This window comes from Methylobacterium sp. Leaf125, assembly GCF_001423085.1.
Taxonomy (GTDB): Bacteria; Pseudomonadota; Alphaproteobacteria; order Rhizobiales; family Beijerinckiaceae; genus Methylobacterium.
Window position 1 is genome coordinate 20729 of record NZ_LMNU01000049.1, and the last position, 23671, is coordinate 44399.

Here is a 23671-nt window from a genome sequence, read left to right on the forward strand (position 1 = left end):
GGTTTCAGGTGATTGTTTCGTAGCGCGCCGAGAGCCTTGCCGCGACGATCTGTTCAATCTTGAGCTGCCGCCCATCGGCTGTTGCCCACACGAGATCTCCGCCCTTGCTGGCCTCCGCATTGTGCCTAAAGACGTGGCTGCGAGCTTCAGACGTCAGAGCCTCTGTGACCACGTAGATGATATACTGCGCCCGGTGTTCTGTGCTCTTCATTTTCGTAAATTCGTTGGGCGTTAGTTCGACCACAAGGTCCCGTCCGCTCAGCCCCTTAACCTCAACCTTCAGCACTGCACCAGTCGGGGCCGTCACGTTCAAATCCCACCCGACCCCATCTTTTTCGACGGAGTCGACGACCTGGGACCCGCCTGCTCTTGAGCGATAGTAGGCGGTGGCATGCCGAACCGCAGCAAGCTCGATGCGCTTTCGCAACTCTGGATCAGTTTGGTGCTTAGCCCGCTTCGATCCGGCCTTCAGCTTCTCGGCGAACACACCATCCGCCTCTACATAGGCCGCTACCGCTGCGCGGAACTCGTCTTTTCCACCGTACCACACCGGGCTCTGTCCCAGGTTGCCCTCTTCCTTCGCAGTTGGAATTCTGAACAAACGTCGGTCGATAGGCAACAGAGTTGCTTTGTCCGCTGGAGCCTCGATTTGATAGCCTATATTAAAACTCTTACTGCGCTTTAATTCAATATGATTATTGTCCTTGAAGACAGAAGCGTCCTTGTACCAACCGACGATATACGTCTTCTTGTCACTCGGATTTCGAGCAATCCAGACGACTGTGACCGGTTTTACGAATTCATCGGATGATGAGCCGCCCAGGTTCTTAAGGTTGATGCGAGCCGAGCGAGGGACGTAGCCATAGACTTTACCCTGGATAAAAGCGAAGTTGAACACCTCGTGACCTATGTTGCCGTTCTTGAGGTAGCCGTGGCCACCGACTGGCGTATCGCTCGCCGATGGGCCAGCGTATTCCTTCATCCATCCGATATTTACGAAGACCATCGGCTCTGCGGACATGGTATTTTCCGGCGGCTGCTATTTCGAGCTAATCGGAAGAATATCGTTTGACGGAGCGGATGGAAGTTTTATTCGTGACGATTTCGCAACATTCGTGCATCGCCGACTTGCAGGCCACTGACCGCCTCGAGAGTAGGCTCCCCCCTCCCCCATCAAAGCAGCCGACATCAATGCTTCACCGTCCGGAAGAATACAGCCGCAAAACCATCCAGCTCGGTTGTAAAGCCCTCGCCGTGATGTGTTCGAAACCCGACATTCCGGGCATCAGCAATGGGTCGAACGCAGCCATTGCGATGAGTGGCTAGCGTGAGATTTTGACCGCTGGTGATCCGATCGATTGATCCGATGCATACGAATGACCCGCCAGGCGCAAGCCTGGCGGGTCATGTGTTTCCACCAACCCTGTTGGTGGATTTCACCTCGTAAATGATGAGATTGGCCATGGCTAAATACCTCAGGTCGAACTGAGGAGAACGTGATGTCGAACGACAAGATGAGAGAATTTCGTACCGCGCTGATCCGGCTGTTTGAGCCTTGGGAACGACGTCAGATACGATGGCTGAGTCCAGGCATGCAGGAGCAGCGTGCTCAGGTGTTGTTGGCTATCGGCATGATGCACCCACTGTACGATCGCATGGCTGCCTGCGGGGAGATGGACGAAAAACACAACAACATGCGTGTTTGCGGGGTGCCGCTGTGCCCGAGGTGTTTTTTGCGTCGTCGGGGCAAGGAAACAGGCCGAGCACTGGGCCAGGCGTTCGCGGATGTCCCGAACGAGCAGATGGCGTTCCTGACCCTGCTGCTGGAGCCCACGCTGGACCTGAGCACGGTGGATGCTGGCATCCAGGCGACCAAGCGGCGCATTCGCAACCTTGTAGCGTATCAGCGCCGGCAGGACCCGCGTTGGAACCTAGTTCAGCTAACCGGGTGGTGGGAGATGGACCGTGACAATTACGGGGATCTCACCGAGTTCGGCCGGAACAAGCGAATCGCCATGCAGGGGTTGGGATGGCCGCTGTTCGCGAAACGCCTTGAGAGCACGGTGTGGCGACCGCATCTGCACGGGATCGTGGCGCTGGGAGATGTGACTGGGCAGGAGTTCGCTGACGCGCTGAGAGCCCGAGGACATGATGCGCCATATCAGGTGAGCTTGAAGCCGTTCGATCGTGATCAGAGCGTGGTGAGAAACATCAAAGGGGTGATCCGGTACGCGTTGAAGTTCCGCATTGAACGAGACTTCAAAGGCGCAAGTCAGGAAAATTGTGATGCCACAAGGGGTTTGGGATTTGTTCGTAGTTGGTGGAGCAAAGGGGACATACGTGAGTACGTGGAGTGGCTCATGTGCAAGAGAGGTGGGTTTGAGAGATTGAGGTTTGTGGTTCGTGTGTTGTAGCAGTCAGTACTTTTACATACATGATACTAACTGGTTGTCTCATGTATCCAAGGAGATAAAAGATTTATATACATGTAGATTGTGGATGACCTGGTCCGGCGCTCAGCATGTGTGGTGGGCTGTTTGGTATCAAATTCTTAGGAATCTGCCTGCATAGCCGTGATCTCAAAGGATTGGCGGCCAATGGCAAACAAAATCGAGCTGTTGAATCGAGATGAAGCAACAAAATTAGCTGGGATTTTAAGTAGAAACCAGAGAATTTTGACGATCTCAGGCGATCACTCCGGTGAAATAGAACAATGGCTTCAACAGCAGAGTTCTGGTTTCGATTCAATTATTGCTCAGAATAGAGATGGAAGTAAAATTCTATGCTTAATAGTTCCGGAGTTTTATGTTCCGCAGACTGATTGTGTCGCGTTCAATGCGAATTTTATGATTTTTAAGCAAGCATTATATAATGTATTTGACGACTGGCAGGTTCCACAAGGCTTTAAGGCTGTATGGACAAGCCGTTTTTAGGAAACTATCTGGGATTACTGCCGGACCGTTATTGGCGCGATGACCATTTGTCAAAATATACAGAGGCGGCATACTAATAGAATTTTCCTGTAACGCCTACTTCCGATCATGCTAGCGACGACGCCTAAAGCTGTGGGCGCCTCTTCGTACCCGTGGTGCTGTGTGGTTCAGTTGATATCGGCACCACCCTCCATTGCGATTTGCGGTAGGAAGCTCGTCCAGACGCTTGTCGCTCTACCGGCGCGCTGGGTACACGCAAATCATCGCTGGCGATCCTGGGACTTCCCAGGCGCATTCCGGTGGCGATCCAGTGGAGAGGTGCGAAACGCTGGGGCTGATGCCGGAATTGTGCCGCCTGCGAGGATCGCCCGCACCAGCTGCATGACGTCCGTTCCCGCTTTTTCTGCATAGTGCTGGCAGTCGCGCGGGCTTGCATCCTCACGGGATGCCAGTTTGGTAAAGCGCCAATCAGCGGCAGCGATCATCTGCTGCACGCGTTGTCGTGCCTCGATCACCACCGAAGGGTTGATGAAGCCGTGCCGGTGGTTGTCCGAGGAAGCCCACCACAGTAGGGATGACGCATCCCCCGCGGCTTCCATGAAGATCTGCCGTGCCGCGTAGCACTGACGCATGCTGGTGAGCTGCTGAGGCCACATCGGCGGGGCCGATAGGGTTGCCCATGCCGGGGTGACGAGCAGCAGGATCGCCGCTGTTCGCAGTAGTGTCCAGCGCACTCAAGCAGCTCGGGGTTTGCGACGCTCCGCCATCATTAGGCCGCGTGCCTCGGCAGCCGTGGCGATCTGGGCGTCTAGTTCTCCCGCGCGCACCGCTTCGATCAACTGGTCGATCACTGACGGCAGTTTGTCCAACGTGCCTACCTCCACAGCCTGCTTGCCCTTGGCTAGTTCCATAGGCTTGCCGCCGACGTAGACCTGGAAATGCACGGTACCCGCGCCATCCTGGAACCATCCCTTGCGGATGCGCCGGTTGGCTTCCATCCGCACGCGCTCACCCGCCTCGTTCTTACGGCTTACGATGTTCTTCGGTGGCGTATAGTGTTCGCCCGCTACCGTTGCAGTGGCATAGGCACGTTGATCGGTTAGGGCGCCCAGCAGCTTGTCGCGAGCTCGATGCAGCGGATCGTTGGCCGCTGCGACTGGGGCGGCGTTGCTGAGCTTGAGGGACTTGAGCACTGACATTTTGCATCTCCGTTGAGGCCCGTTGCGACTCCCATGCGAAGATGTTACTGCCGTGATCCTATAGTTCAACCTTGGATTGTTGGACGTTGGTTCCTCCGATCTCTCTTTATGATCGAGCGTTGCCAACCTTGGTGTCTCGTTCAATGCTTATAGTACTGCGACGTCGAGAAGCTGCTGAACTAAAAGCGCCTTGTCGCATTGGAACGGCGCAGGGTCGTTGAGCGAACTTCAGGAGGACTTCGCCGCGGTCTGCACCGCGAGTGCGCTGATTGCCTAGATGCCGTGAGCTGCCGGTTCACTTGGAACGTCAGCTCCGTGGCCGAAAACGCCATCAATCTTTCGCACGCAAAACGGACTCAAACTTGCTCCAAAAAGGGTTGTGCCTCAAATTTAGTCCTTTCGCTCTATGGCACGGTCAATCGTAGGTGCGTTTAGTCCCCACTTAGAAGCGGACTGTCCCCAACTCTGTGATGCCGTCCGCCGAGTGCGCTATGATTAGGTCTAAGGTCGGCCAGCCCTCTGAAATGACACCGCCTAGGGCCCAATACAAAAGTGAGCCGCTCCAGAGGAGGCTGATCATAGGTCCGCCGCTCATTCCACCGATGTCGTAGCCGGGGTCGGGTATCCGGCCCAGCGCGAAAGGGTCGATGAGGGCGTCATGTTCGATCTGTGTTTTGATCTGTTCATTGGTCACGCTTATCGTTCTACCAGTTGCAAGGAACATTCCTGCCTGAAATGAGTCTGATCCCACTTTTGAACGTTCACGTCCTGGAAATCCGGCAAACAAAACGGGAGCATCTTCCCGTGGTGGAACTGGCGGCCAAAAAGTTAAGGGGACCTTTTGCAGTTTAGTCAGCTCCTCTTGAGATAAATCGAACGTGACGATGTCAGTTCTGTTTCCCAAACCTAAAAGACGATTTTCTGGCAAAAACTCGATACTCCCGACCTGGAATCTAGCTTTGTTGTGTTCGGATCGGAGCTTTAGGTAATCTTGGTAAACGTGCTTTGCGGTGACGAGCACAAGCTTTTTTGGAGTACGAAGTGCGAACGCACTGCCGCTTTTAAGTGGCAACCAACCGTCTTCGTTTGGTGCCGAAAAGCTGACGGACGTTGTGCAATTTCTTGCAACGAGAAGCAGCTCCTGACCAAAGCTGCCAGCTAGCAATTCTTTGATATTAGGCAGATCCAGGTGCGTACTCATTTAAAAATCGGGCGAATTCATTTAGTTGCTTTACAAGCGCAGCATTTTAGAGTTCATCCCAGCTGCTTCCGGCTCCTGGCGTAAACAGGCGATGGTAGACCCTCTCGGCATAAGGGTCAGTCATACCAGCTACATAATCGCAGACAGCACGACGTTCCGAGCCTACGGCAATTAGGCTTTTTAACGAGTGCTTTGGAATAAAGCGGTCTGGACTATTTAAAAGCTCATCGAAGACCATCTGCACCATACGTTGCCCGCGTCGCTCAAGCTGGGCCACGCGTGGATTTAGTATCACTAGATCAAAAGTTACCTTGTCGCTGAGAAAGTCAAGTGCTTTCCTAAGAGGAGCTGATATTTCGATTGTGTGTCTGAATAGCCCGTGCGAAACGTCAGTATCCACACCTACCTTCGCGCTAGTGACGAATATATTAACTAGGCGACCGATTGTTTCCTTTCTTTCGACCGATGAACCGAATAAGCCTCTAATAATATTTTCCTTCGACATCTGGTCATTCTGTCCGTTTGCGGCGTCGCTTTTCAAAATGCCGATGTCAGCAAAAAGAGTCGTCAATAAACTGTCTAGCTCCTCTCTCAACACAAACTTTCGACCTACAACATCTTCTAGGTCGTGAACCCCGTAGGCGATGTCGTCAGCAAGTTCCATTATTGCTGCGTCTAGAGATCTTCTCATGGGCTTAGGCTTGCTTGCACTACTTAACTTAGTGATATAATAAAGGTCATCTTTAGAGAAATCTTTCAAAGCTGCGGTGACTATGTCTTGGTCTTCGTCGTAGTAGCATTTCGGGGGTTTGGGCGCCCACTTTTCAATGGCCGAAGCTGAGTAAGGGACGGGATATTTTAGAACGGCCAGAACCAGCCGCTTAGAGGGGTTTATTCCGTGAAGTTCAGTGTACTTTTCCAAGCGCGCGATAATTCTGAGTGTTTGGGCATTCCCTTCGAAACCGCCCGAATTCGACATCTTTTCCTGAAGCGCGACTTCACCAGCGTGACCGAATGGTGGGTGCCCTAAATCATGAGCGAAACAGGCTGAGCTGAGAAGATCGTGGCATGGAAGCCAGCGGATAATTTCTGCCTCGTTGCGATGCCTGTCCTGAAGAACGTCAAGTATACCTTCTCCGATCTGAGCTACCTCGATAGAATGTGTCAGGCGGGTGCGATGGAAATCACCCTCCCCCACTCCCATCACCTGAGTTTTTCCTTGTAGCCTTCGAAACGCAGAGGAGTGCAAAATTCGCGCTCGCTCCCTCTTGTAGGTGCTTCTATTGTCACCAGGGCGCGCTGGATTCGGCCCATGTACGGCTTCTTCGAGTAGCTTTGGATCGCCCTGGCTTATCATCATCGCCTCCCTGTGCCGCATTGTGGCCGTTCTTCGTTGGCGAGCGCAAGCCGGTTTAATTGATGCACCAAGCATTGACATTCAGGGCGTGTCATTGCTTGAGCCAATCAGTGCGGCGGTGGGGCAGCAGACGCCCATGAAGCTAGCGGTGGTCTTCTCATAGCGGGTTGCGATGGCGCGCCACTCCTTGAGCCTGGCCCAAAAGCGCTCGACTTGATCGCGGTTGTTTTAGATCCCGTCCGGACATGCGACGGGCGCTTCGTGGCGCTGAAGCGTTATCGCGGGCCGTGCGCCCATGTTCCAGATGTGCTCGCAGAAGGCGTGACTGGTGTAGCCGCGATCGCTCACCACCCACTTGGACATACCCGGAAGCTGGTCGAAGAGGGGAACAGCGTGGGGTAGTTCATGAGCCTGACCGACTACGGTGAAGATCTGTGCCGCACGCCTCCACCAAAGGCTCGAGGTCGGATCATCGTGCGTCGTTCAGCATCGTTCCTCTCCGGAGGGGCAAAACGCAAACGCAGGCAATCCGTTCAGGCGATGACGGGTTTGAGCAGGTCCAGTGAGATAATCCAAACTGTGACAGGGTGAAGAATGGCCTGAACATCAACGCTGAGATAACGTCATAAAAGCTGTATTATGTGATGTCGGATTCAGCGTTAAGTTCTTGATCCCAAAGAATTATGTCATAACCTGGCCCTTTTGGTCTTTTGGATACATCATGTTTTGTCGCCGAACGGTGCAAGATATGAGGTTCTAATGAAGCAGGCTAGGGTACCCACTGATGTGGAGTTCAAGCGGCTTGTTGCGGTAGTGAGCCAAGGCAGGTTTGGGCCGCGCAACCGTTTGGCTCTTATGCTGAGCTACTTCGGAGGCCTTCGAGTCGGCGAGATAGCAGCGTTACGCTGGGGTGACCTTCTTGATAATGAAGGGAAGGTACGTGAGCAACTCCGGTTGAGCGCGACCGTAACAAAGGGTGGGCGCGCCCGAGTGGTGTTTCTGAACGCCCGACTGCGCAAGGAGATAGAGCAGTGTGGTACCAGCTTTGTGCAGACCCCTGCTTTGCTGCAGCCGGTGCTCGTCACCCACAAGCGCAGGGCGTTTAGCGCGAACGTTCTCACGCAGCTGATGAAGGGCTTTTACACGCAAGCCGGCTTGGACGGTGGTTCAAGTCACAGCGGCCGGCGCTGGTTCATTACGCGCCTGGCACACGCCGGGATATCGCCAAAAGCAATCATGATGCTTGCAGGGCATCAGCATCTCTCAACTACACAGCGGTATATCGATGTTAATGATCAAATGATGCGAATAGCCGTGGAGGTACTTTGACAGAGGGCGCAATGTATAGGAATGTCGGCTATTATATAGTTGATGGTCTAGTTTGAGTCGGAGAAGTTTTCAGGATCAAATAAATAAAATAATCACAGCATCATTCGGTTCTCCGTAGAAACGGCTCATGAGGTTGCCGCGCATGCGCTGTAGGAGTGAGGAGCAGGTCAAGACCGCGCATTCTCAGACGAACTCTCGAGCCTCCACCTGTGGATGCGTGCAAAATGATTGACCTCCCACCTTCGTGCTGGCAGCAGAGCGGAGGCGCACTTCGATTGGAAGTTCGTGAACGGGATCGTGCAGGCGATTTTGCCCTATGGCTTACTGGATCATTGTAGAACGTTATGAGAATTGGCTCATTGACAAAGCGGAAGGGTTCGTCCGGTTTGGTATACCAGAAACAAAATTGAAACTTGCTGCTTTCATTGTGCCTGGAGACAAGTTGATCACGTATGTTTCGAGCGGAATAAGTAAATTTTCCGACATTAGGGTCGTTCTTGACCCCCCTTTTACGAAGATGAAGTTTGGTGGAAATTATGACACCTCTTATGCATCTGCTATATCAACTAGAAAATTAGTCATCCTTCCGGAAGAATCGTGGGTGCCAGTTCAGGAATTGAAGGGCATAATAAAAATACTAGGTACCGGTGATTCAAGGCAGATTTTCAGAACTAGTTTGAAGCGGCTAGATAATGACGATGGATTAGTGATTGAAGGAGTAATGATGCAGCGAAATTCACCACAGGCTCCGTGCACTTCATCCATCTAGATGCGGCACGTGCGTAACTTTTTACAACAAAGAAGATTTGCACGAAAATTAAGGCGTTAGTAATTATTTTTGTATATGGAGATCTTTTTTAAATGTTTGCTTTAGTGGATTGGCCCTTTTGTCGGTCCGGTTGGGTTGCGCAATGATGTGTGAATGCTGCTTTTTTGGGGTGGGCAGTCATTTGTCAATGCACTGAGATAATGTTATTTCGGCAGAAGATTTTTGCTTTTGTATTGGTCGGTCGGAGCCGCGTTAATAACAGGTGGCAGTATAGGCAGATTGCCATAATGGGCAACGTGACTGAGTTCGGCACTGAGCCATTTATTCGCCATCAGAGGTGTGCTGCGTGGCTGTTACGTGCGCGGATCATGGCCGCTAGTAAACTGATGCCCTCAAAGGATACACGAGGCATCAGAAATTCCCTTTGTATTATAGGTGTTTAGCAACGCGCCTTTCGATCGCATGTTCGCGTCGGTGCACTAGAGCGTTTTCCACGATCCCTGAGTCGTTGGGGCGAGGTGAGCGTTGATCCCTGAAGGTTCGTCAGGGGGATCGCCATGGTCCGTGCCTACAGTCCCGATCTGCGTATTCGCGTCCTAGACGCGGTGGGAGCAGGTCTGTCCCGTCGGGCCGCGGCCCTGCGCTATCGGGTCGGTATCGCTACGGTGATCCGCTGGGCCGCGCACGCCACGACGACAGGAGAGACGCAGGCTCAGCGTCAGGGCCGTCCACCCGGCTCCAAGCTCGATGTGCACGAAGCCTTCCTGCTCGGCTTCACCGAAGAGAAGGACGAACCGAAGGACCGCGCAGCGACATCACGCACGCCGAGATGCAGGAGCGTCTGCGTACCGAGCGCAGCGTCTCGGTCGGATTGGGTACGCTCTGGCGTTTCTTCGCCCGCCGGGCGGTGACATGGAAAAAAAGTCAGCGCACGCAACCGATCAGGATCGCCCTGACGTGGCCGCATCGCGTGAGGCGTGGTTTGCAGCGCAGCCTGATCTCGATCCCGAGCGCCTGATCTTCATCGATGAGACTGGCCTCTCCACCCGTATGGCGCGCCTGCGCGGTCGCTGTGCTCGCGGTCAGCGCCTACGCTCGGGCATCCCGCATGGTCATTGGCTCACGACGACGTTCGTTGCGGGCTTTCGCCTGTCGGGGGTGAGCGCGTCCATGGTGCTCGACGGGCCGATGACGCGAGACTGGTTCCTTGCCTACGTCGAGCAGGTGCTTTTAGCACGGCCTTGACATAGGTGTGGTAGGCGTACCAGTTCACCGCGTCGTCGAGCATCTAGGGCTCAGTGATGCCGCTGGCGCGCAGACCAGCCGTGAAAGTTGCGGTTTTCCGATGGCCCTGGGGCGCGCTCATGCGGCAGCGCTCGCTTCGTGGAGCGCATCCGTAGCGCCGAGCCATGGCGACGGTGGCTGCCGTTTTGTCGATGAACACGAGGCGGTCCGGATCGAGATCGGGTTGCCCCTCGAACCACGCCTCACGGGCAGCCTTCACGTTCGACCTGGCCTGCTCGACGGCGTGGCCGGTGCTTTTTCGGCGTGATTTTATAGCGCTTGAAGCATCGCGACAGGCTGCTCTGGGCCACGTAGCGGCCATGCTCGGTCAGGGCTGTCTTTAGCTCATGAAGGAAGATGTACGACTGATGCTCATAGAGCGTCAGGATCAGGTCGGCATGCGTCTCGATTCGATGCGAGCGCTGATTTCTACCAATGGCTTGGGGGCGACGTGCCCCTCACGCGCGAGCTGCCCGCACCATCGGCTCTCACTGGCCAGGCTGACCTTGAAGCGCTCGGCCGCCTGATGCCGCGAAGGCCCGGCTTCAACGGCTCCTACGGCGTTCACGTAGATCGATGGACAGGGCTAAGGACATAGGTATTCTCCTCACCGACTAGCCACGCAGACCGTTTCAGGCCGTTCGGAAGATGTACTCGGATCCAATTGCGCACTGTCTGCAGGCCCACCGCTTCGGTCCGCGCCGCATCCATCTCGCTGCCCAGCGTCGTAGATCGCCGGCGCCCAAAGTCGGCGGTTCCGTCCGGCATCCTGGCTCATCTTGACCAACCGCTGCAGGTCATCGGAGCCGATGTCCCAGCGCAACGTCATGGCAGCAGAAATGGCAGACCTTTTCGCTGCTCCTCGTCGAGTCATGATTGCCGTGCCGCGAACGCCCCGTGAGCCTCCGTCGCAGTCTATTGGTATCATCTAGTAGCATTGCCTAGCCACCATCCAGCGGACTAGAAACCTCGGAGGAAGCGAGAAAACACAGGCTCTGCCGAAAAATGATAATCACCAACACCGACAGGCCAGCCTCAATGATAGGGCTTGGCAAAGCAGTCACTAGCAAGCCGCTCACTATATGGGCAGAGTCGCCCGAAGAAGCGAGGAACTTTTTAGCTCGTGCAGATAACACCGCCACCAAGCTGAACATTGAACGCATTTTTGTTGCAAAACGCTCGCCAAGAGAGCGGCACAACAAGTACACCGGAGGAGAATATTATACCACTAGCAATGACCGCGCAGTGGACACTTTTGACGAAATAATATTAGCGCCAAATTCAGTTACGGGGCTAGTTCAATATTGTACTTGTGATATAATGGCGAGCTTTGGGAACGAGCCAGCATTCGTCTTGGAAGACACGACGCACATTGTACGAATGAACGTGTTTCAGAGAATGCCACGTTTGATCAAAGCCGCAAACTTAGGTGTGCCAAGTATTGCTCTACAAGGAACGGTTGGTCTTGATCTAACAAAGCGAGGAGACCGCTGGGGCTTGTACAGATACCTTGCTGTATTCGCAGCTCTTTACCGCCGGTATCCAGATCACAGTCCTCTGCCCCTTTTCTACTCCTCGGATGGATCTAAGATAGATAGCGAGGACCACGCAGAAAAAATTGCATTTGGATATATCGACGCAATTATATCGAATAACAAAGAGAACTTTTCAAAAATCCGGCGATCTGTCATGTCCAATGTTGGTACGCAACTCAGGTATGCCTTAGAGCATGAACCAGCTCCTGAGCTTCCATGCATCGAAAATGGCTCTCGTGAAGTCACTGTCCATATTGGTGCTAAGCCTGATCGTATTAGTTGGATCAAGAAGGGATCCGGGCAAATGGATCCATATATCGGTATGATAGCTGCTGCGAAGTATCTTTACTGTTTTGATGATCAAGGTAAACAAATAAAATCCCTAACAGTAAGTTTTACTTATCTTCCTAATGGCTTCCCGTTCTTCAAAGACGGAAAGGACGCTACAGCTCTATACAAGAGGCTGCCATTCGAAATCGCTGATAAGGTAGTCTTCCTTGGCGCTAATTAAGATTGATCAATCACACTGTAATTACCATCTCAGTGAGGCTTTAAAACAAGCTGCGTGGAGTGTCGTTTTCACTGATGCGGGAAGAGTTTCGAGGGGCGGGAAAGGGTTACAGGGAGCATGCCTGCACATTTTTGAAAGCCAGAGATTTCCCATTCCAGACATCGTCGCAATGAAAGGAGATTATATATTGTTGGTGGAAATCGACGGAGCTTTTCAAAAAGCAGAGGCGAGTCTAAGAACTTATAGGAAAAGACAAGAAGGCTTGATTAACGAGTTGGCAGCGGCCGCCGGGGTAGTAGGCGTCCAACATTTACTGCTGGCTTATTGTCAGACCGGCATATGCAATCTGGCTACAATAGAGAGGATCGCTTTTCAGGTCTCTGGATGTGCAGAAATTACTATCTGCTTTATCGCGGCCAGGACACCTATTGTTTTTTCAAGCTCATCTGATTTTGGGAAAAATATTTTATCCAAAGCACAGTGATCTTTACTGGCTGACGCAGTTCCACACCCACTCAGCCGCAAGGCTTATCGCCGCCGCAACCAGATCGAACGCCTGTTCGGACATCTGAAAAACCGAGCGCCCGTCATGCGCTTTGGCCGTCCGTGATCTTGGGCGCCACGGGACGCTGCTCTGCATCCACCAGCGCGTGGATCTTCCTTGTCAGGCCGCCTCGCGAACGGTCCATGCCACCGGATCCGCCATCTTTTTTTGGGTACAGGCAGCATGCTGGTGCACCCGTACGCTGATGGAATCGATCATATGCAGGTCGCCCTCGTGAGCCTTTGACACAGCATCCAGAAGCCGGTCCCAGATCCTGCGCTTGCGCCAACGCCGGAAACGGTTGCTGCAGGTCGTGTGAGGACCGTGGCGCGCTGTGCTTTACTGCGGAACAGGCACCTGACGCACCCTCCAGAAGATGCCGTTCAGCACCCGCCGGTCATCCACCCGATCCTTGCGGCACACGTCCGTCGGCAGCACCGGCTCGATCACCGCCCACTCTGTATCCGTTAGATCAAACCGCGCCATCCAGAACCCTCCGTGTCCGAGAGCTAACGATGCCGCAGCTCAACCGTGCCACCCATTATGGGTTCGCAACCTAACACTACTTTGGCAAATTGCATTTAAGGTGGCAGTCCGAGGACGACGTCACAATGCGGGCATCGCGGGGGTGGCGGTCGGCTGAGGTGATCGAGGATGGCCTGTCGGATCGCCGGCATCGAGGACTCGGGCGGTGGGCAGGCGATTCTTTTTTTTCCGCCCGGCTGCTGCGAGGCGCCGGGACTGGAGGAAGGCGTAGGCCATCATCGTCATCAGCGCATGGCGATGCAGACCAATCCAGGAGCGGCCCTCGAAGTGATCAAGGCCGAGCTCCTCCTTCATCTGCTGATGCGCCTGCTCGCAGATCCAGCGAGCCTTGATCATGGCGGCGAGCTGCTTGAGGGTCGCATCGGCGGGCAGGTTCGAGAGGTAGAACTTGCGCTCGCCCGAGCCGCGCTCCTCGCGGACCAGCCAGACAGCCTCCCCGGGCAGATGTTGATCGCCCATCGTGCCGATCCGTTGGGTCGGACCATCGGCCATCCGTAAGCGTAGGGCGCAAAAGCGCGCCCGTAGCCGACCCTTGGTCCCGTGCCGCCAGGTCACTGATCGCCCTGTCATGTCCGCAAGGATCGTCTCGGCCGCGACGGAGACCTGATCCGGCACGTAACGCTGGCGCGGTCGCCCACGCCCTGCCACGGGGAAGATCATTGCCACGTCGGCCGGGTAGACCTTGTTGCGCCCTGTGATCCCGACGGCCCATCTCAAGCCGCGCTCGCTCAAAGCCTGCCGGAACGGGGCGGAACAGCCATAACCCGCATCGGCCAGCACGCAGCCGAAGCGCACGCCACCCTCCCGGACCCGGTCGATCTCCGCGATGGCGACCTCTAACTCGGTGCGGGCTGTACGCCGATCCTGAGGGACGCCGGCCGATGCCATCCGGTCCGGATCGTTCGTCCAGGTCTCGGGCAGGAATAGCGCCAGGCCGACCGCCGCGGGCACCTCGCCGCGTGCCAGCCTGAGCGAAACCAGCGTCCGACAATTGGCGGTCTTGCCCAGCGTCGTGGCGTATTGCGGTGCCACCCCGACCGAGCGGTTGCCCTTCTTTGGCAAGGCGGTGTCGTCGACGACGAGGATCGCATCCGAACCACCGACCAGGCGATCGGCCTCGCCGAGAAGCGCCTGCTGCAGCGGCGCCTCACCCCAGATCCCGGCCGCGATGAACTGGTGCAGCCGATCGTAGGGAACCCCGTCGCCCCGCGTCGCCATCGGCTGGACGCTTTTCCGATCGCCCAGGCCGATCAGCCCGGCCACATAGAGTGGGCACATCGCCCGGCGCGCCCGATGCGACAGGCCCGCAAGGAACGGCTGAAGCCACCGATCCAGGTCGTCACGCCATCCACCAGCCCCTGACATCGCGATCACCCATGACCATCGCCATGGCACACGAATCCATGAAAACCTGCCCCGTTCCGTCAATCTGCCAAAGTAGTGCTAATCCGCCTTAACTCGAGACCGAATAAATAACGTCGCGGTGCTAGCCCGATAGTTAAGTGCCAGGCCCGCAGTAAGGCACGGCGCCGGCGAGCTTCCGTTTTTTATACGGAGCGCGGTCTTCCAAAAAGCTTGAGGCAAACCACTAGGCTAAGGTGAATTGACCGCTCAAGGTTGCCTTGCACCTTCGTCTTCTTCACCGTTTTCTGAGCAAAACAACGTGTTCCCGCTTGCCACTAACTCCTGCTGTTTTCGTGCCGCGGGCAGTTAGGCTGCTGTACATCCCGTGGTGTGGTCCTGGGATGTGGAGTGATATCTCAGTTCCTATATGATCAAAGCCGCTTCCCGCTGCGCACTCCACAAGCAGCTCATTAGTATCCACCAAACTACCGTGGACCACAGATGGGGCATTTACCATAGCCACATAGCCGCTTTTCTTCACGACTTTCTGAAGCGACTTGAATGCATTGGCCATATCTGCTTTATAGCGCATAACATCATCATTTTGGCGCCTAAGATGACGACCAATTTCTGTTTCCTCATAGCTATCAAGGTTATACCCGAGCCAATAGAATCTAAATTTGTGGTATAGCCCGTAGTCCCAAGACATTAAATATGGAGGTGAGGTTACAACCAAGTCGACGGATTCAGACTGTTGGGAAATTGCATCATGCATACGAGCATCGTGCTTTTTAAGGGTTACCACAGAGCCCGGGAGATTGATTTCTGTCACATTATCGATTTGCTTTAATCTCTTTTGCTCAATTAGTCCGGATTCGCTGACCAGCTGTGAGAACTTGTTTGCCGAAGACATTGTTGCGCGCAATGACTTGCAGTAAAGTTGTATAACTCTGCCTTGAAAATTGGGTTTAGCAACGCGTCTATAGGTCGACTCTCCCTGCTGGTTTGAGGCAGCTGTGATAATCCTGCTGAATGCCAGCTCCGCCAGAAGCTCAGCCTCCCGATACTGGAACTGCCTCTCTTTCAATTCATTTCGTATGAAAGCAAGTTCTTTCAAGGCATTGATAGTAAACCAAGTGCTGGGTTCTCTTACCCGAGGCATAGCAGGTATGTTAATTGCATCTGGTATGATCTTCTGTAGCAGATTGTCCTGTTTCACGTATCCTGCAAAAAATTCGTAAAGCGAGTTAAGTTCGTGCGCTTCTGCGGCAGTGAAACCTACGCACTTTCCTGCGGCAATTAGCAATGCTACGTCGCTCGTATCCCAGCCAGTTGCGTCACGACCAAGGCAGATCGCCTCATGCAGCACGGTTCCACTTCCGCAAAACGGGTCAAGGACGAGCTGACCGGGGCTGGACAGCTTCTCAATTAACGCATTTGCTAACGCTGGATCAATTTTTCCAAAATAAGGATGGATTCCAAGGCTTCCCTCCGAATGTCTGCGCGCTTTTAGATTGGTGCAAAGAACATTAGTGTCTTGAAAATACATAAATCATTTCCCGATTAATCTGTCCGCCTGTCTGAGATCTATTTAGGCGCATACTGCTACGATTTGCCATGACATGGGCGAAGCGCAGGTCCGTCGCAAGTCCCTCCGAATTCGCCATATCTTCTAAAATCTCTGCAGTGGGTATAAGGTGACCACATACTCTGTTCGTCTCGCCGACTACAAAGGCCGCTCGTCCACCAGGTCGTAATACACGAAAGCTTTCCGCAAACATCATTTTCATTCTTGAGAAATATTGGTAGACGACGTATGCGCGATTTGCTGTGAGGGCTGACCCTTCGTCAATCAAGCTCTCAATAAATCCGTCCGCGACCTGGTTATTTGTACTCCCAACCTGCAGTGCATCCTTCGTGCGCACGGCTCGTTCCGTGATTCCTATATATTCCCTACAATGATCTTTAAAATTCTCTGGCTGAATCAACCCTAAGATAAACATATTATACTTATGATTCATAGTATAATCGATTGCATTCATATATGGAGGAGAGGTTACAATCACATCGATCGATTGAGAATTATAAGGGAGAGCATCAGCTGATCCACGATCAACTGAGAATGATGCTCCAGCTGAAGTATAAGCCTTTGCCAAAGTGGCCTGAGTCATAAATGCTTCGAGTGAGAAGCGGGTGAATGTTGATAATGGCGCAAGCGGCTTTTTGTTTTTATCTAATCGAACCTTGATTTGGTCTTCATCAAGGTATGAGCAGCTCTTGCTAACGGATGACAAGCAGGCGAGCAGGAAAGACCTTTCAGTTTTTGGTGCAAGAGCCATTATTGCTTCTCTGGTCGCAACTAGTCCCGATATTTCGTCAACCCCGAACCAATTTGACCATGTAAAATGGAGGCCATTGCAATTCTGGCCTACTGAAGAGCCAAATGAATTTCGGATGGCATCAAGCTGATCTAGCGCGAGATCATTAATTTCAGATAGTAGTTTGCTGAAATGACTCGCACTGAGATTGGTAATAGTGGTCTTCGCTTCGCTTATTGTCACCGCAACAGGGCTGACATCCAGCCCGCGCGTATCGGCTCCCGCAAGGCCAGCCTCTATTAATGTAGTCCCGGAGCCGCAAAATGGGTCTAATACTGTCTTCCCGTGGACTGGACCGCAGTGTGCTAACGCCCATCGTGGAATTTGAGGTATAAACTTTGCTGGATATTTATGCAAACCATGCGTCCATTTTGTCACCGTGCTGCGGCGGACATTCTGAAAGCTATACTGTGCATTGTGTACTGGATTTAAGGGGAGTTCGCTCACATTTGTCACGGAGTCGTTTATCCCGAGGCATGTGTTTGTTGCTTCCTTTGGCGAGATCATCAAAAGCTCGCCGGATGCCGGAGCAGTAAATAGATTCATCTGCAGCGAGTGCCCTGATGGTGTATTTTTATTCATTCGAAGTTATACGTCAGAGGAAGGGAGATTTCAATTTAAAGCCGGGCGAACGTACCCGTTTTTCCACAAATAATTTACTTTTTGCTTCCTTTTCTTATTTGGTGTTCTTGCTTTTTATTGTCACGATATCTGCGGTATGCGATGAATGCGCGGTGGTATAGTGATCCTCGGTTTTGTTTATAGTTAATGCGGTAAGGCTGAGTCATGTCCTTCGGGCTAGATGTGCGAGTCGTTGGCCTTAATCCGTTCTGTGAGGATTCGTGTGTTCTTTTTGCAGGAGATGTGCACCAGGTGGACTGAAGACGGAACAGTCCCTCATTTTCAGCGGATCCCAGAGTAGTCCTTCGGAAATCCGGCAAAGCCTAGTGTCGCTGCGATGCTGTCTATAGCTTACGTTCGTGTCCACTCAGGCCTCAGCCGATCTGCCACACGTTCTAGCCGAACTTGGCAATAGTGCTTGTCGATCATCACCAAGCTCGTCCGGCAGTTCCGGGCCACGTCCATGACCTCCGCGCCGTTCGCCAGCTGCTCGCTGATGTGAAAGTGTCGCAGCGAGTACGGCGTGCGCTTGATGCCCCTGTGATCCCGCTCCAGGCCGGCTGCCCTGAGCAATTGAGTGAAGCCGTTCGCAACTGAGGTGATGCGCTTGCCCTGGTCGTTTGCGAATACTGGATCGGCGTCCGTGGGTTCCCGCTCCATGCTGCGCTGGAAGAGCATCCAAAGCGTGTCGAACCATGGGATCGCTGCCTTCTGCGGGATCGCCTTGCCGCTTTTACCCTTGCCTCGCACCTGCAGCCGGATGTCTCGCTGATCTACAGGCTTGCGTCTGCCCGCGCGGTAGCCCAGCACGTCACCCCAAGTGAGATTGTACATCTCCGTTGGTCGTAGGCCTGAGAACGCGCCGATCATCATGTAGGCGTGCAGCAGGGTGCGATCACGCCGGGTGTGGTCATCGAGCCGCTTGATGCGCCAGCTGCGCCGGTCATTGGCGTTCACCAGAGCACCCGTGCCGTCCATGATGGGATCCACGAGCCGGCTCAGGCTGATCGCTTCGAGCTTGGCAAAATCATGGGGCTCAAAGCTGGGTCGCCGGTTGTCCGGAGCACGGCGAGCCTTGATCGTGATTTCCGGCGGCGTTTTCAGGTAGCCCTGCCGGGAGGCCCAGCGCAGGAGTGCTCGCAGCACCACAGTCTCACCGCGCTGCCGGCTCACGGTGGGCAGAGAGCGCTTTACAGGCCTCTGCAAGCGGTGCCCGCCCCGTTCGTATTCGATGTGCATGATGAGCTTGCCTGGACCCTCCGTCCAATAGGTGCGCCGCCACTCCACGTAGCGTTCCAGATCCGCGTCCGTGATGGCATCAACGGGCTTGGAGCCGAAGTAGCCGATGAAGAAGCGGCGAATCATTGCGGGTTCGCTCTTGCCCTGATCGGCTCGCCGCTCGCCTCGCTCCACTTCCCTTAGGATCTGCACGATGTACTCCTCAGCCACGGCGTCAAAGCCATGCGCTTTGGCCGACAGCCCTTGCTTGGCCCTGTAGGTGGCCTCGTACCAGATGGCGTCCGCTCGGCGCTCAGCCTCAGCCCGGTCGTCGGTGTCCAGAGAGCGTTTGAGCTGCCCCTGCCCTCGCACGCTGAAGCGCATCTGCCACTTCGTGCTGCCTGCGCGATGGAACAGCTGGTAGCGCTCAGCTGGAGCGCTGGCTGGGGTGCTCACGATGCGCCCTGTCTGGTTATTTTGATGCGGATGACTGCGCTAGAAGTGCGCTAGGCTGCTCCCTGAGCCCCCACGAAACTCTTAAGGGCAATGAGCTTTTTTTGGAGCTGCGCTAGCACTGAGCTAGCTGTAAAGCCGTTTTTTGCGGGCTCAAAGAGCGCACGAAAAAGCCCGCTAAGTCATTGACCTAGCGGGCTAAATTCATGGTAGCGAGGGAGGGATTTGAACCCCCGACACAAGGATTATGATTCCTCGTAACGGAGCATTTTCGGGTCCATTCGGGCGGATCGGCACGGGCATGAAACCGGTGGAGCCCAGGCTTTTAGCATGTCCGATCAAGGCTTTGGCAACGGGTTGGCGATAGGGATGGCGGAGAACCCGGGCGGCGATCCGCCCGAAAACCTCCGCCCGAGATCCGCCCGAGTACGCCGCATGCCCGTGAAGCTCACCGAAGCCCTCGTCAAGCAAGGCGTCGCCGACGCCGTCCCCAAGGGGAAGGCGTACGACCTCATCGACGCCGGCTGCCCCGGGCTCCTCATGCGCGTCGGGCCGAGGGGCGTCCGCTTCGCCTTCAAGTTCGAGACCGGCCACAAGACCCACAGGTTGACGCTCGGCTCGACGGATCTGCTGCGGCTCGTGGAGGCGCGCGCGATCGCCACGGAGGCGCGGCGCCGTCTTGTCGACGGGCTCGGGCTCCCGGACGAGAAGTGGCTCGGGGACAAGCTGCGGCAGATGCGCAAGCTCCCTCCCAAGCCGGAGAAGGGCCCAAGGGACCCGGCCCTGGTCGAGGCGTTCCTGGATTCCTGGGGCCCGCACAAGTGGACGTGGGAGGAGGCCCGCACGGCATTCCTCACCGAAGTCGCGCGCACCCGGCGGGCGGCCACGCACACGGACTATCGCAAGCTGCTCCACTCGCCCGAGCTCGCGGTGTTCGCCGACCGGAAGGTGAAGCGCATCACGATCGAGGACCTCGCCACGATCGTGCATGCGATCCATGCCTCGGGCCGGGAGCGCCACGCCGAGCACCTCGCATCCGTCCTGCGGCCGATGTGGAGCTACCTCGCCCGGCACGAACACCGCAAGGTCAGCGGCGTCGAGGCCGGGATCCCGGGCCTGCGCGCGCCCGAGCGGACGCCGGGCGACAAGCCCCGCGCGAACGGCAAGGTGCCGGGCGGATACACGGCCAAGCCCGCCGAGATCGGGCGCGTCCTCGCGATCGCCCGGGCCGGCGTCCTGGAGCCGACCGTCGCCACGTCCTTGCAGCTCCTCGTCCTGACGGGCCAGCGTCGCCGTCCCATCGTCGAGTCCCTCGTCGAGGACTTCGTCCCGTGGGCCGAGGTGCCGGGCTGGGGCGTCTGGTCGATGGGGCCGGCGCACAGGAAGACCGCGGCCAAGAGGGGCGACAAGCACAGGCATGCCCTGCCCTTGCCGCCTGCCCTGTGGGACCTCGTCCAGCAGCAGATGGCGCGGGCGCGGGATGCCGGCAGCGAGTACCTGTTCCCCCAGATCCGGGCCGCGCGGAAGGATGCCGCCTCCGACGGGCACCTATCCGACGCCGCGATCAATCACAGGCTGCTCGACATGGGGGTCGTTGCCTCCCCGCACGACCTTCGCCGCGGCATGACGACGGTCTGCCAGTCCGTGTTCCGGATCCCGAGGGACACGGTCAAAATGGTCGTCGACCACAACGAGGGCATCCGCAGCGACGACGTGTTGGAGCGCCACTACACCGAGGACGATCGCCTGGACCTCAAGCAAACCCTGATGGCTCGCTGGCACGCGTGGTCGGACGAGCAGGCCGCGATCGCGGCGGCCGCCCTTCCCTCGGCCGTCGAGCTCGGGGCCGAGCTGGCGCGCCGGCGCAGGGAGCGCGAACTCGCCGGCAAGGGGAAGCGCGCGAAGGCGACGGCCGACGTCGAGGAGGACGCCAAACCGGTCGACCTCGCCGCGTAAGGATCTTCCCGATCGGGCATCCCGATTTGAAACACCGAAATAGTCACGCCATTTTAATGGGTTACGAGATGACCCAAATCGGGATACCCGATCGGGAAGATCGCCCTCAGCCGTCCGGCTCGTCGACGCGGGCCCAGCACCTCGCCGCCTCGTCCCAGTGGAAGGGGCGAGCGTCGCCGCCGGTGGTTTTCCAGTGGTACCCATGGGCGCCCGGTTCGCCGGAGATCTCCAGGCGTCCGATCCCGCCGTCCCAGAGGACGATCTCGACAAGCCTCCGCTTAGACCTGTTCACGCGGCCGACGCTGAGGACCTCCGTGACGTAGGTCGGCACACCTTTGGGCAGGATGGCCTGGATCGCGGCCTCGACATACGCGACGTCTGCGGGGGACGGCTACGCCTTAGCCGGCGGCGGGGTCACCGCCTCGTCGAATCGGACCCACGCGCCGTCAGCGTAGTGGAACGCGCGCTGGTCGCCCTCGGCCTCCCACTCGCGCACGGTGGGCTCGGGCCCGCAGACGACGTTGAGGATGATGGTGCCACCGTCGAACAGGCGCACGCGCGAGACGAGGTCCTCGCCATCCCGGCGGGCCGAAAGGATCTCATCGGCGAACGTCGGCACGTCGGCCGGGATGCTCGCGGCGATCGCGGCCTCGACGATCGCGATGTCCCGGGGGCGCCGGCGCCCGACACCGGCGTCGTCGATGAGGGCCGTCAGGAGAGCGCTCGGCAGCGGGGGCGAGGCGGGCGGCGCTTCCGGATCTCCGTCCATATCGAAGAGGGGCAGCTGGATGGGGCCCGGCAGGACGGGTTTCGGGGGGGCCGGGCGCGGCCAGGGCCCCAGGGGGACGTGGAATTCCTGCGCGCGCCAGGCGTCGAGGAAGGCGGCGTGGGCGGGTTCCATTGTCACTCTCCTCCCCTGCGGGCGCAGTTGATGCAGACGGTCGGCATCTCCGGATGGCGCGTCAGCACGATGGCTTCGTGGTCGTCGCAGACCTCGACGCACCATGCGCAGACGAAGCCGTACTCCTGCTCGTAGTCGTCCCTCTCGCGGGGCTCGAACCAGTCCCAATCGCGCGCCATGGTCATTCCCCCTTCAGACGGTTGGCCAGAGCCCTGGCGGTTTCGCTCTGCTCGTCCAGGATCTGGATGAGGGCGTCCCCGACCCACACGGGGATCTCGCGTTCGCCGGTCGCCCACCGGGCGGGCAGTCGGGGATCGAGCGAAGGGCGGGCCCCTTCCGGATGGAGGGGACCGAGCAGGGCGGCGAGCGGCCGGCGCCACTCGGGCCCGAGGAGGAATGTCCCCACCTCGGCGAGGGTCTCGGGCGTGATGCGGCGGGTCACGCGGGTTCTCCGATGAAGGCGCGGAAGTCGGCCATGGCGGCGGCGCGTCCGGCCTCACGGCCGGCCGAGAAGGCGTCGGCGTAGATCCGGAGCGCGGTCTCGATACCCCGCCGCTCAGTCCCGAGGGGGACGTGGAAGAGCATCTCGTCGCCCTGCAGGACCGCGATCCCTTCGAGGCACGGCCTCAGGCCGTAGCCCATCTGGAGATGGCCGATGGCATCGATCTCCAGCAGGACGTCGTAGTGGCGCAACGCCTGCAGGTGCATGAAGCGCGCCCGCCACTGCGAGGCGAGCGATGCCTTCGACGGCGACGCCGTGTACGCAACATTGGCCGAGTTGAGGTGCGCCGATGCGGCGTGGACCGTGACGAGCGCCTGAGCGAGATCTCCGGGCGCGTCCTCGCGCAGAAGCCCGTCGAGGAGGCGCGATACACTGTCACCCTGAGCGACGGTGGCGGCGTCGAAGCTCGACTGAGTGGGAGCGGCCCGGGTTGGACTGCGCCTGTCGCGGGCTTGCTGCTGCTGGCATGGCTGGGTGGTCATAGCCGGCGCGGCGGCGAGGCACTCGGCCACCGCATCAATCGTGCGGCGCGCCGTCACCGGGCTGCGGTTGGGGGTGATGAACGGACGGGCTCCGGGGCTGCTCCAGCTGTAGTGATCGTTGGCCAGCACGTACCGGGTGCGGACGACATCGCCATCGGTCGTGACGCGGTACTCGTCGCGACCATGGTCCGGGAACTCCGGGCAGGGGCCGACGCTGACGGCGACGATGCCGTGCGTGGTGACGGTCCGCACGAGCCTCATGGCGACGCGGGGGGCGGCGCAGGCCTGCTGGATCTGGGTCGGCTGGGAAACCACGGCAGCGGTCTGCTCAGCGGGCTCATCCGCCTCATCGCAGGAGCAGGCATCCATGACGTAGCTGGCGAGGCGCCGGCGCACCGTGGCGAAGTCGGCCTGGTAGATGGCGAACCCGCCCTCGGAGACCTCCCACCGCGCGCCGATGCGGGCGATGCCCATGGCGTTGCTGCCGAGCACAGCATCGACCGCGCGCATGAGGAGGGTGACGTTCGGGGCGCGCTTGATGCGCGAGACGGCGGAGAGGATTTCGGATTTCGTCATGGCGTGGTTTCCCATCGTGCGAGGAGAGGTCA

Annotated in this window: 21 protein-coding genes and 4 pseudogenes; 8 read left to right on the top strand and 17 right to left on the bottom strand. The window is 56.9% G+C overall.

Features of this window, described 5'->3' with window-relative positions:
* Positions 1–4 precede the first annotated feature (4 nt).
* The gene (locus tag ASF58_RS25460; protein WP_082513294.1) at positions 5–1021 is read right to left on the bottom strand and encodes a DUF3883 domain-containing protein; all 1017 of its coding nucleotides are present in this window, start codon (positions 1019–1021) and stop codon (positions 5–7) included.
* 478 nt (positions 1022–1499) lie between these two features.
* On the opposite strand from ASF58_RS25460, the gene ASF58_RS24020 reads away from it, so the two are divergent.
* Positions 1500–2414 carry a hypothetical protein gene (locus ASF58_RS24020; protein WP_156375882.1) on the top strand — a complete coding sequence of 305 codons (915 nt, stop codon included), beginning with the start codon at positions 1500–1502 and terminating at the stop codon, positions 2412–2414.
* A 183-nt stretch (positions 2415–2597) separates the two neighbouring features.
* Positions 2598–2933 carry a hypothetical protein gene (locus ASF58_RS26395; RefSeq protein ID WP_156375883.1) on the top strand — a complete coding sequence of 112 codons (336 nt, stop codon included), beginning with the start codon at positions 2598–2600 and terminating at the stop codon, positions 2931–2933.
* Between the two features lie 260 nt (positions 2934–3193).
* On the opposite strand, the gene ASF58_RS26400 is transcribed toward ASF58_RS26395, so the two are convergent.
* The 5 genes and pseudogenes from ASF58_RS26400 to ASF58_RS26410 form a co-directional block, all read right to left on the bottom strand.
* On the bottom strand, positions 3194–3565 hold the full coding sequence (locus ASF58_RS26400) for a hypothetical protein (protein WP_210166885.1): 372 nt from the start codon (positions 3563–3565) through the stop codon (positions 3194–3196).
* Positions 3566–3667: 102 nt separating this feature from the next.
* Positions 3668–4132: a hypothetical protein gene (locus ASF58_RS24025; RefSeq protein WP_055958860.1), complete on the bottom strand. Its 465-nt coding sequence runs from the start codon at positions 4130–4132 to the stop codon at positions 3668–3670.
* Positions 4133–4574: 442 nt separating this feature from the next.
* Positions 4575–5333 carry a serine protease gene (locus tag ASF58_RS26405; RefSeq protein ID WP_156375885.1) on the bottom strand — a complete coding sequence of 253 codons (759 nt, stop codon included), beginning with the start codon at positions 5331–5333 and terminating at the stop codon, positions 4575–4577.
* A gap of 46 nt (positions 5334–5379) precedes the next feature.
* Entirely contained in the window at positions 5380–6693 is a 1314-nt protein-coding gene (locus ASF58_RS25465; RefSeq protein WP_162242097.1) for an anti-phage deoxyguanosine triphosphatase, read from the bottom strand.
* Between the two features lie 78 nt (positions 6694–6771).
* Positions 6772–7107, bottom strand: a pseudogene (locus ASF58_RS26410) (transposase); the annotation flags it as partial.
* Positions 7108–7449: 342 nt separating this feature from the next.
* Between ASF58_RS26410 and ASF58_RS25470 the strand changes: the two are divergent.
* The 3 genes and pseudogenes from ASF58_RS25470 to ASF58_RS27395 form a co-directional block, all read left to right on the top strand.
* Positions 7450–8019: a site-specific integrase gene (locus ASF58_RS25470; RefSeq protein ID WP_082513296.1), complete on the top strand. Its 570-nt coding sequence runs from the start codon at positions 7450–7452 to the stop codon at positions 8017–8019.
* Positions 8020–8335: 316 nt separating this feature from the next.
* Entirely contained in the window at positions 8336–8788 is a 453-nt protein-coding gene (locus ASF58_RS26415) for a hypothetical protein (RefSeq protein WP_156375886.1), read from the top strand.
* A 557-nt stretch (positions 8789–9345) separates the two neighbouring features.
* Positions 9346–10021: pseudogene (locus ASF58_RS27395) on the top strand (IS630 family transposase); the annotation flags it as partial.
* Positions 10022–10088: 67 nt separating this feature from the next.
* Here the strand turns inward: ASF58_RS27395 and ASF58_RS27400 are convergent.
* A pseudogene (locus ASF58_RS27400) lies at positions 10089–10668 on the bottom strand (IS630 transposase-related protein); the annotation flags it as partial.
* Positions 10669–11077: 409 nt separating this feature from the next.
* Here ASF58_RS27400 and ASF58_RS26420 point away from each other — a divergent pair.
* Both ASF58_RS26420 and ASF58_RS26425 read left to right on the top strand, forming a co-directional pair.
* Positions 11078–12118, top strand: a complete 1041-nt coding sequence (locus tag ASF58_RS26420) for a hypothetical protein (protein WP_156375888.1) — start codon at positions 11078–11080, stop codon at positions 12116–12118.
* Positions 12105–12602: a hypothetical protein gene (locus ASF58_RS26425; RefSeq protein ID WP_156375889.1), complete on the top strand. Its 498-nt coding sequence runs from the start codon at positions 12105–12107 to the stop codon at positions 12600–12602. Before ASF58_RS26420 ends, ASF58_RS26425 begins: the two co-directional genes overlap by 14 nt.
* Positions 12603–12704: 102 nt before the next feature.
* Here ASF58_RS26425 and ASF58_RS24040 read toward each other — a convergent pair.
* From ASF58_RS24040 to ASF58_RS24050, 5 genes and pseudogenes are all read right to left on the bottom strand, one after another.
* Positions 12705–13148: pseudogene (locus tag ASF58_RS24040) on the bottom strand (IS5 family transposase); the annotation flags it as partial.
* A 120-nt stretch (positions 13149–13268) separates the two neighbouring features.
* Positions 13269–14573, bottom strand: coding sequence for an IS701 family transposase (locus tag ASF58_RS24045; protein WP_055959190.1), 1305 nt, complete (start codon positions 14571–14573; stop codon positions 13269–13271).
* A 274-nt stretch (positions 14574–14847) separates the two neighbouring features.
* Complete coding sequence (locus tag ASF58_RS25485) at positions 14848–16101, bottom strand: DNA methyltransferase (protein WP_082513299.1); 1254 nt, start codon at positions 16099–16101, stop codon at positions 14848–14850.
* Positions 16082–17377, bottom strand: coding sequence for a hypothetical protein (locus ASF58_RS25490; protein WP_162242098.1), 1296 nt, complete (start codon positions 17375–17377; stop codon positions 16082–16084). The genes ASF58_RS25485 and ASF58_RS25490 overlap by 20 nt, the downstream gene beginning before the upstream one ends.
* Before the next feature lie 525 nt (positions 17378–17902).
* Positions 17903–19153, bottom strand: a complete 1251-nt coding sequence (locus ASF58_RS24050) for a site-specific integrase (protein ID WP_244477480.1) — start codon at positions 19151–19153, stop codon at positions 17903–17905.
* 504 nt (positions 19154–19657) lie between these two features.
* Between ASF58_RS24050 and ASF58_RS24055 the strand changes: the two genes are divergently transcribed.
* Positions 19658–21178: an integrase family protein gene (locus tag ASF58_RS24055; protein ID WP_055958871.1), complete on the top strand. Its 1521-nt coding sequence runs from the start codon at positions 19658–19660 to the stop codon at positions 21176–21178.
* Between the two features lie 106 nt (positions 21179–21284).
* Here the strand turns inward: ASF58_RS24055 and ASF58_RS24060 are convergent, their stop codons facing one another.
* The 5 genes from ASF58_RS24060 to ASF58_RS24080 all read right to left on the bottom strand — a co-directional run bounded on the left by ASF58_RS24060 (position 21285) and on the right by ASF58_RS24080 (position 23639).
* Positions 21285–21470, bottom strand: a complete 186-nt coding sequence (locus ASF58_RS24060) for a hypothetical protein (protein ID WP_156375890.1) — start codon at positions 21468–21470, stop codon at positions 21285–21287.
* A gap of 99 nt (positions 21471–21569) precedes the next feature.
* The gene (locus ASF58_RS24065) at positions 21570–22079 is read right to left on the bottom strand and encodes a hypothetical protein (protein ID WP_055958875.1); all 510 of its coding nucleotides are present in this window, start codon (positions 22077–22079) and stop codon (positions 21570–21572) included.
* 2 nt (positions 22080–22081) lie between these two features.
* Positions 22082–22258 carry a hypothetical protein gene (locus ASF58_RS24070; RefSeq protein WP_156375891.1) on the bottom strand — a complete coding sequence of 59 codons (177 nt, stop codon included), beginning with the start codon at positions 22256–22258 and terminating at the stop codon, positions 22082–22084.
* Between the two features lie 2 nt (positions 22259–22260).
* Positions 22261–22521: a hypothetical protein gene (locus tag ASF58_RS24075; RefSeq protein WP_055958882.1), complete on the bottom strand. Its 261-nt coding sequence runs from the start codon at positions 22519–22521 to the stop codon at positions 22261–22263.
* Entirely contained in the window at positions 22518–23639 is a 1122-nt protein-coding gene (locus ASF58_RS24080) for a hypothetical protein (protein ID WP_055958885.1), read from the bottom strand. Before ASF58_RS24080 ends, ASF58_RS24075 begins: the two co-directional genes overlap by 4 nt.
* Positions 23640–23671: the final 32 nt, after the last annotated feature.

Bases quoted from the DNA above. Each gene is read 5' to 3' on its own strand.
- ASF58_RS26395 (WP_156375883.1), top strand. From the start codon at position 2,598: ATGGCAAACAAAATCGAGCTGTTGAATCGAGATGAAGCAACAAAATTA.
- ASF58_RS24025 (WP_055958860.1), bottom strand. From the start codon at position 4,132: ATGTCAGTGCTCAAGTCCCTCAAGCTCAGCAACGCCGCCCCAGTCGCA.
- ASF58_RS24055 (WP_055958871.1), top strand. From the start codon at position 19,658: ATGCCCGTGAAGCTCACCGAAGCCCTCGTCAAGCAAGGCGTCGCCGAC.
- ASF58_RS24020 (WP_156375882.1), top strand. From the start codon at position 1,500: ATGTCGAACGACAAGATGAGAGAATTTCGTACCGCGCTGATCCGGCTG.
- ASF58_RS24065 (WP_055958875.1), bottom strand. From the start codon at position 22,079: ATGGAACCCGCCCACGCCGCCTTCCTCGACGCCTGGCGCGCGCAGGAA.
- ASF58_RS25470 (WP_082513296.1), top strand. From the start codon at position 7,450: ATGAAGCAGGCTAGGGTACCCACTGATGTGGAGTTCAAGCGGCTTGTT.
- ASF58_RS26400 (WP_210166885.1), bottom strand. From the start codon at position 3,565: ATGCGTCAGTGCTACGCGGCACGGCAGATCTTCATGGAAGCCGCGGGG.
- ASF58_RS24070 (WP_156375891.1), bottom strand. From the start codon at position 22,258: ATGGCGCGCGATTGGGACTGGTTCGAGCCCCGCGAGAGGGACGACTAC.
- ASF58_RS24080 (WP_055958885.1), bottom strand. From the start codon at position 23,639: ATGACGAAATCCGAAATCCTCTCCGCCGTCTCGCGCATCAAGCGCGCC.
- ASF58_RS25460 (WP_082513294.1), bottom strand. From the start codon at position 1,021: ATGTCCGCAGAGCCGATGGTCTTCGTAAATATCGGATGGATGAAGGAA.
- ASF58_RS24050 (WP_244477480.1), bottom strand. From the start codon at position 19,153: ATGCGCTTCAGCGTGCGAGGGCAGGGGCAGCTCAAACGCTCTCTGGAC.
- ASF58_RS25465 (WP_162242097.1), bottom strand. From the start codon at position 6,693: ATGATGATAAGCCAGGGCGATCCAAAGCTACTCGAAGAAGCCGTACAT.
- ASF58_RS25485 (WP_082513299.1), bottom strand. From the start codon at position 16,101: ATGTATTTTCAAGACACTAATGTTCTTTGCACCAATCTAAAAGCGCGC.
- ASF58_RS26420 (WP_156375888.1), top strand. From the start codon at position 11,078: ATGATAATCACCAACACCGACAGGCCAGCCTCAATGATAGGGCTTGGC.
- ASF58_RS26415 (WP_156375886.1), top strand. From the start codon at position 8,336: ATGGCTTACTGGATCATTGTAGAACGTTATGAGAATTGGCTCATTGAC.
- ASF58_RS26405 (WP_156375885.1), bottom strand. From the start codon at position 5,333: ATGAGTACGCACCTGGATCTGCCTAATATCAAAGAATTGCTAGCTGGC.
- ASF58_RS24045 (WP_055959190.1), bottom strand. From the start codon at position 14,573: ATGTCAGGGGCTGGTGGATGGCGTGACGACCTGGATCGGTGGCTTCAG.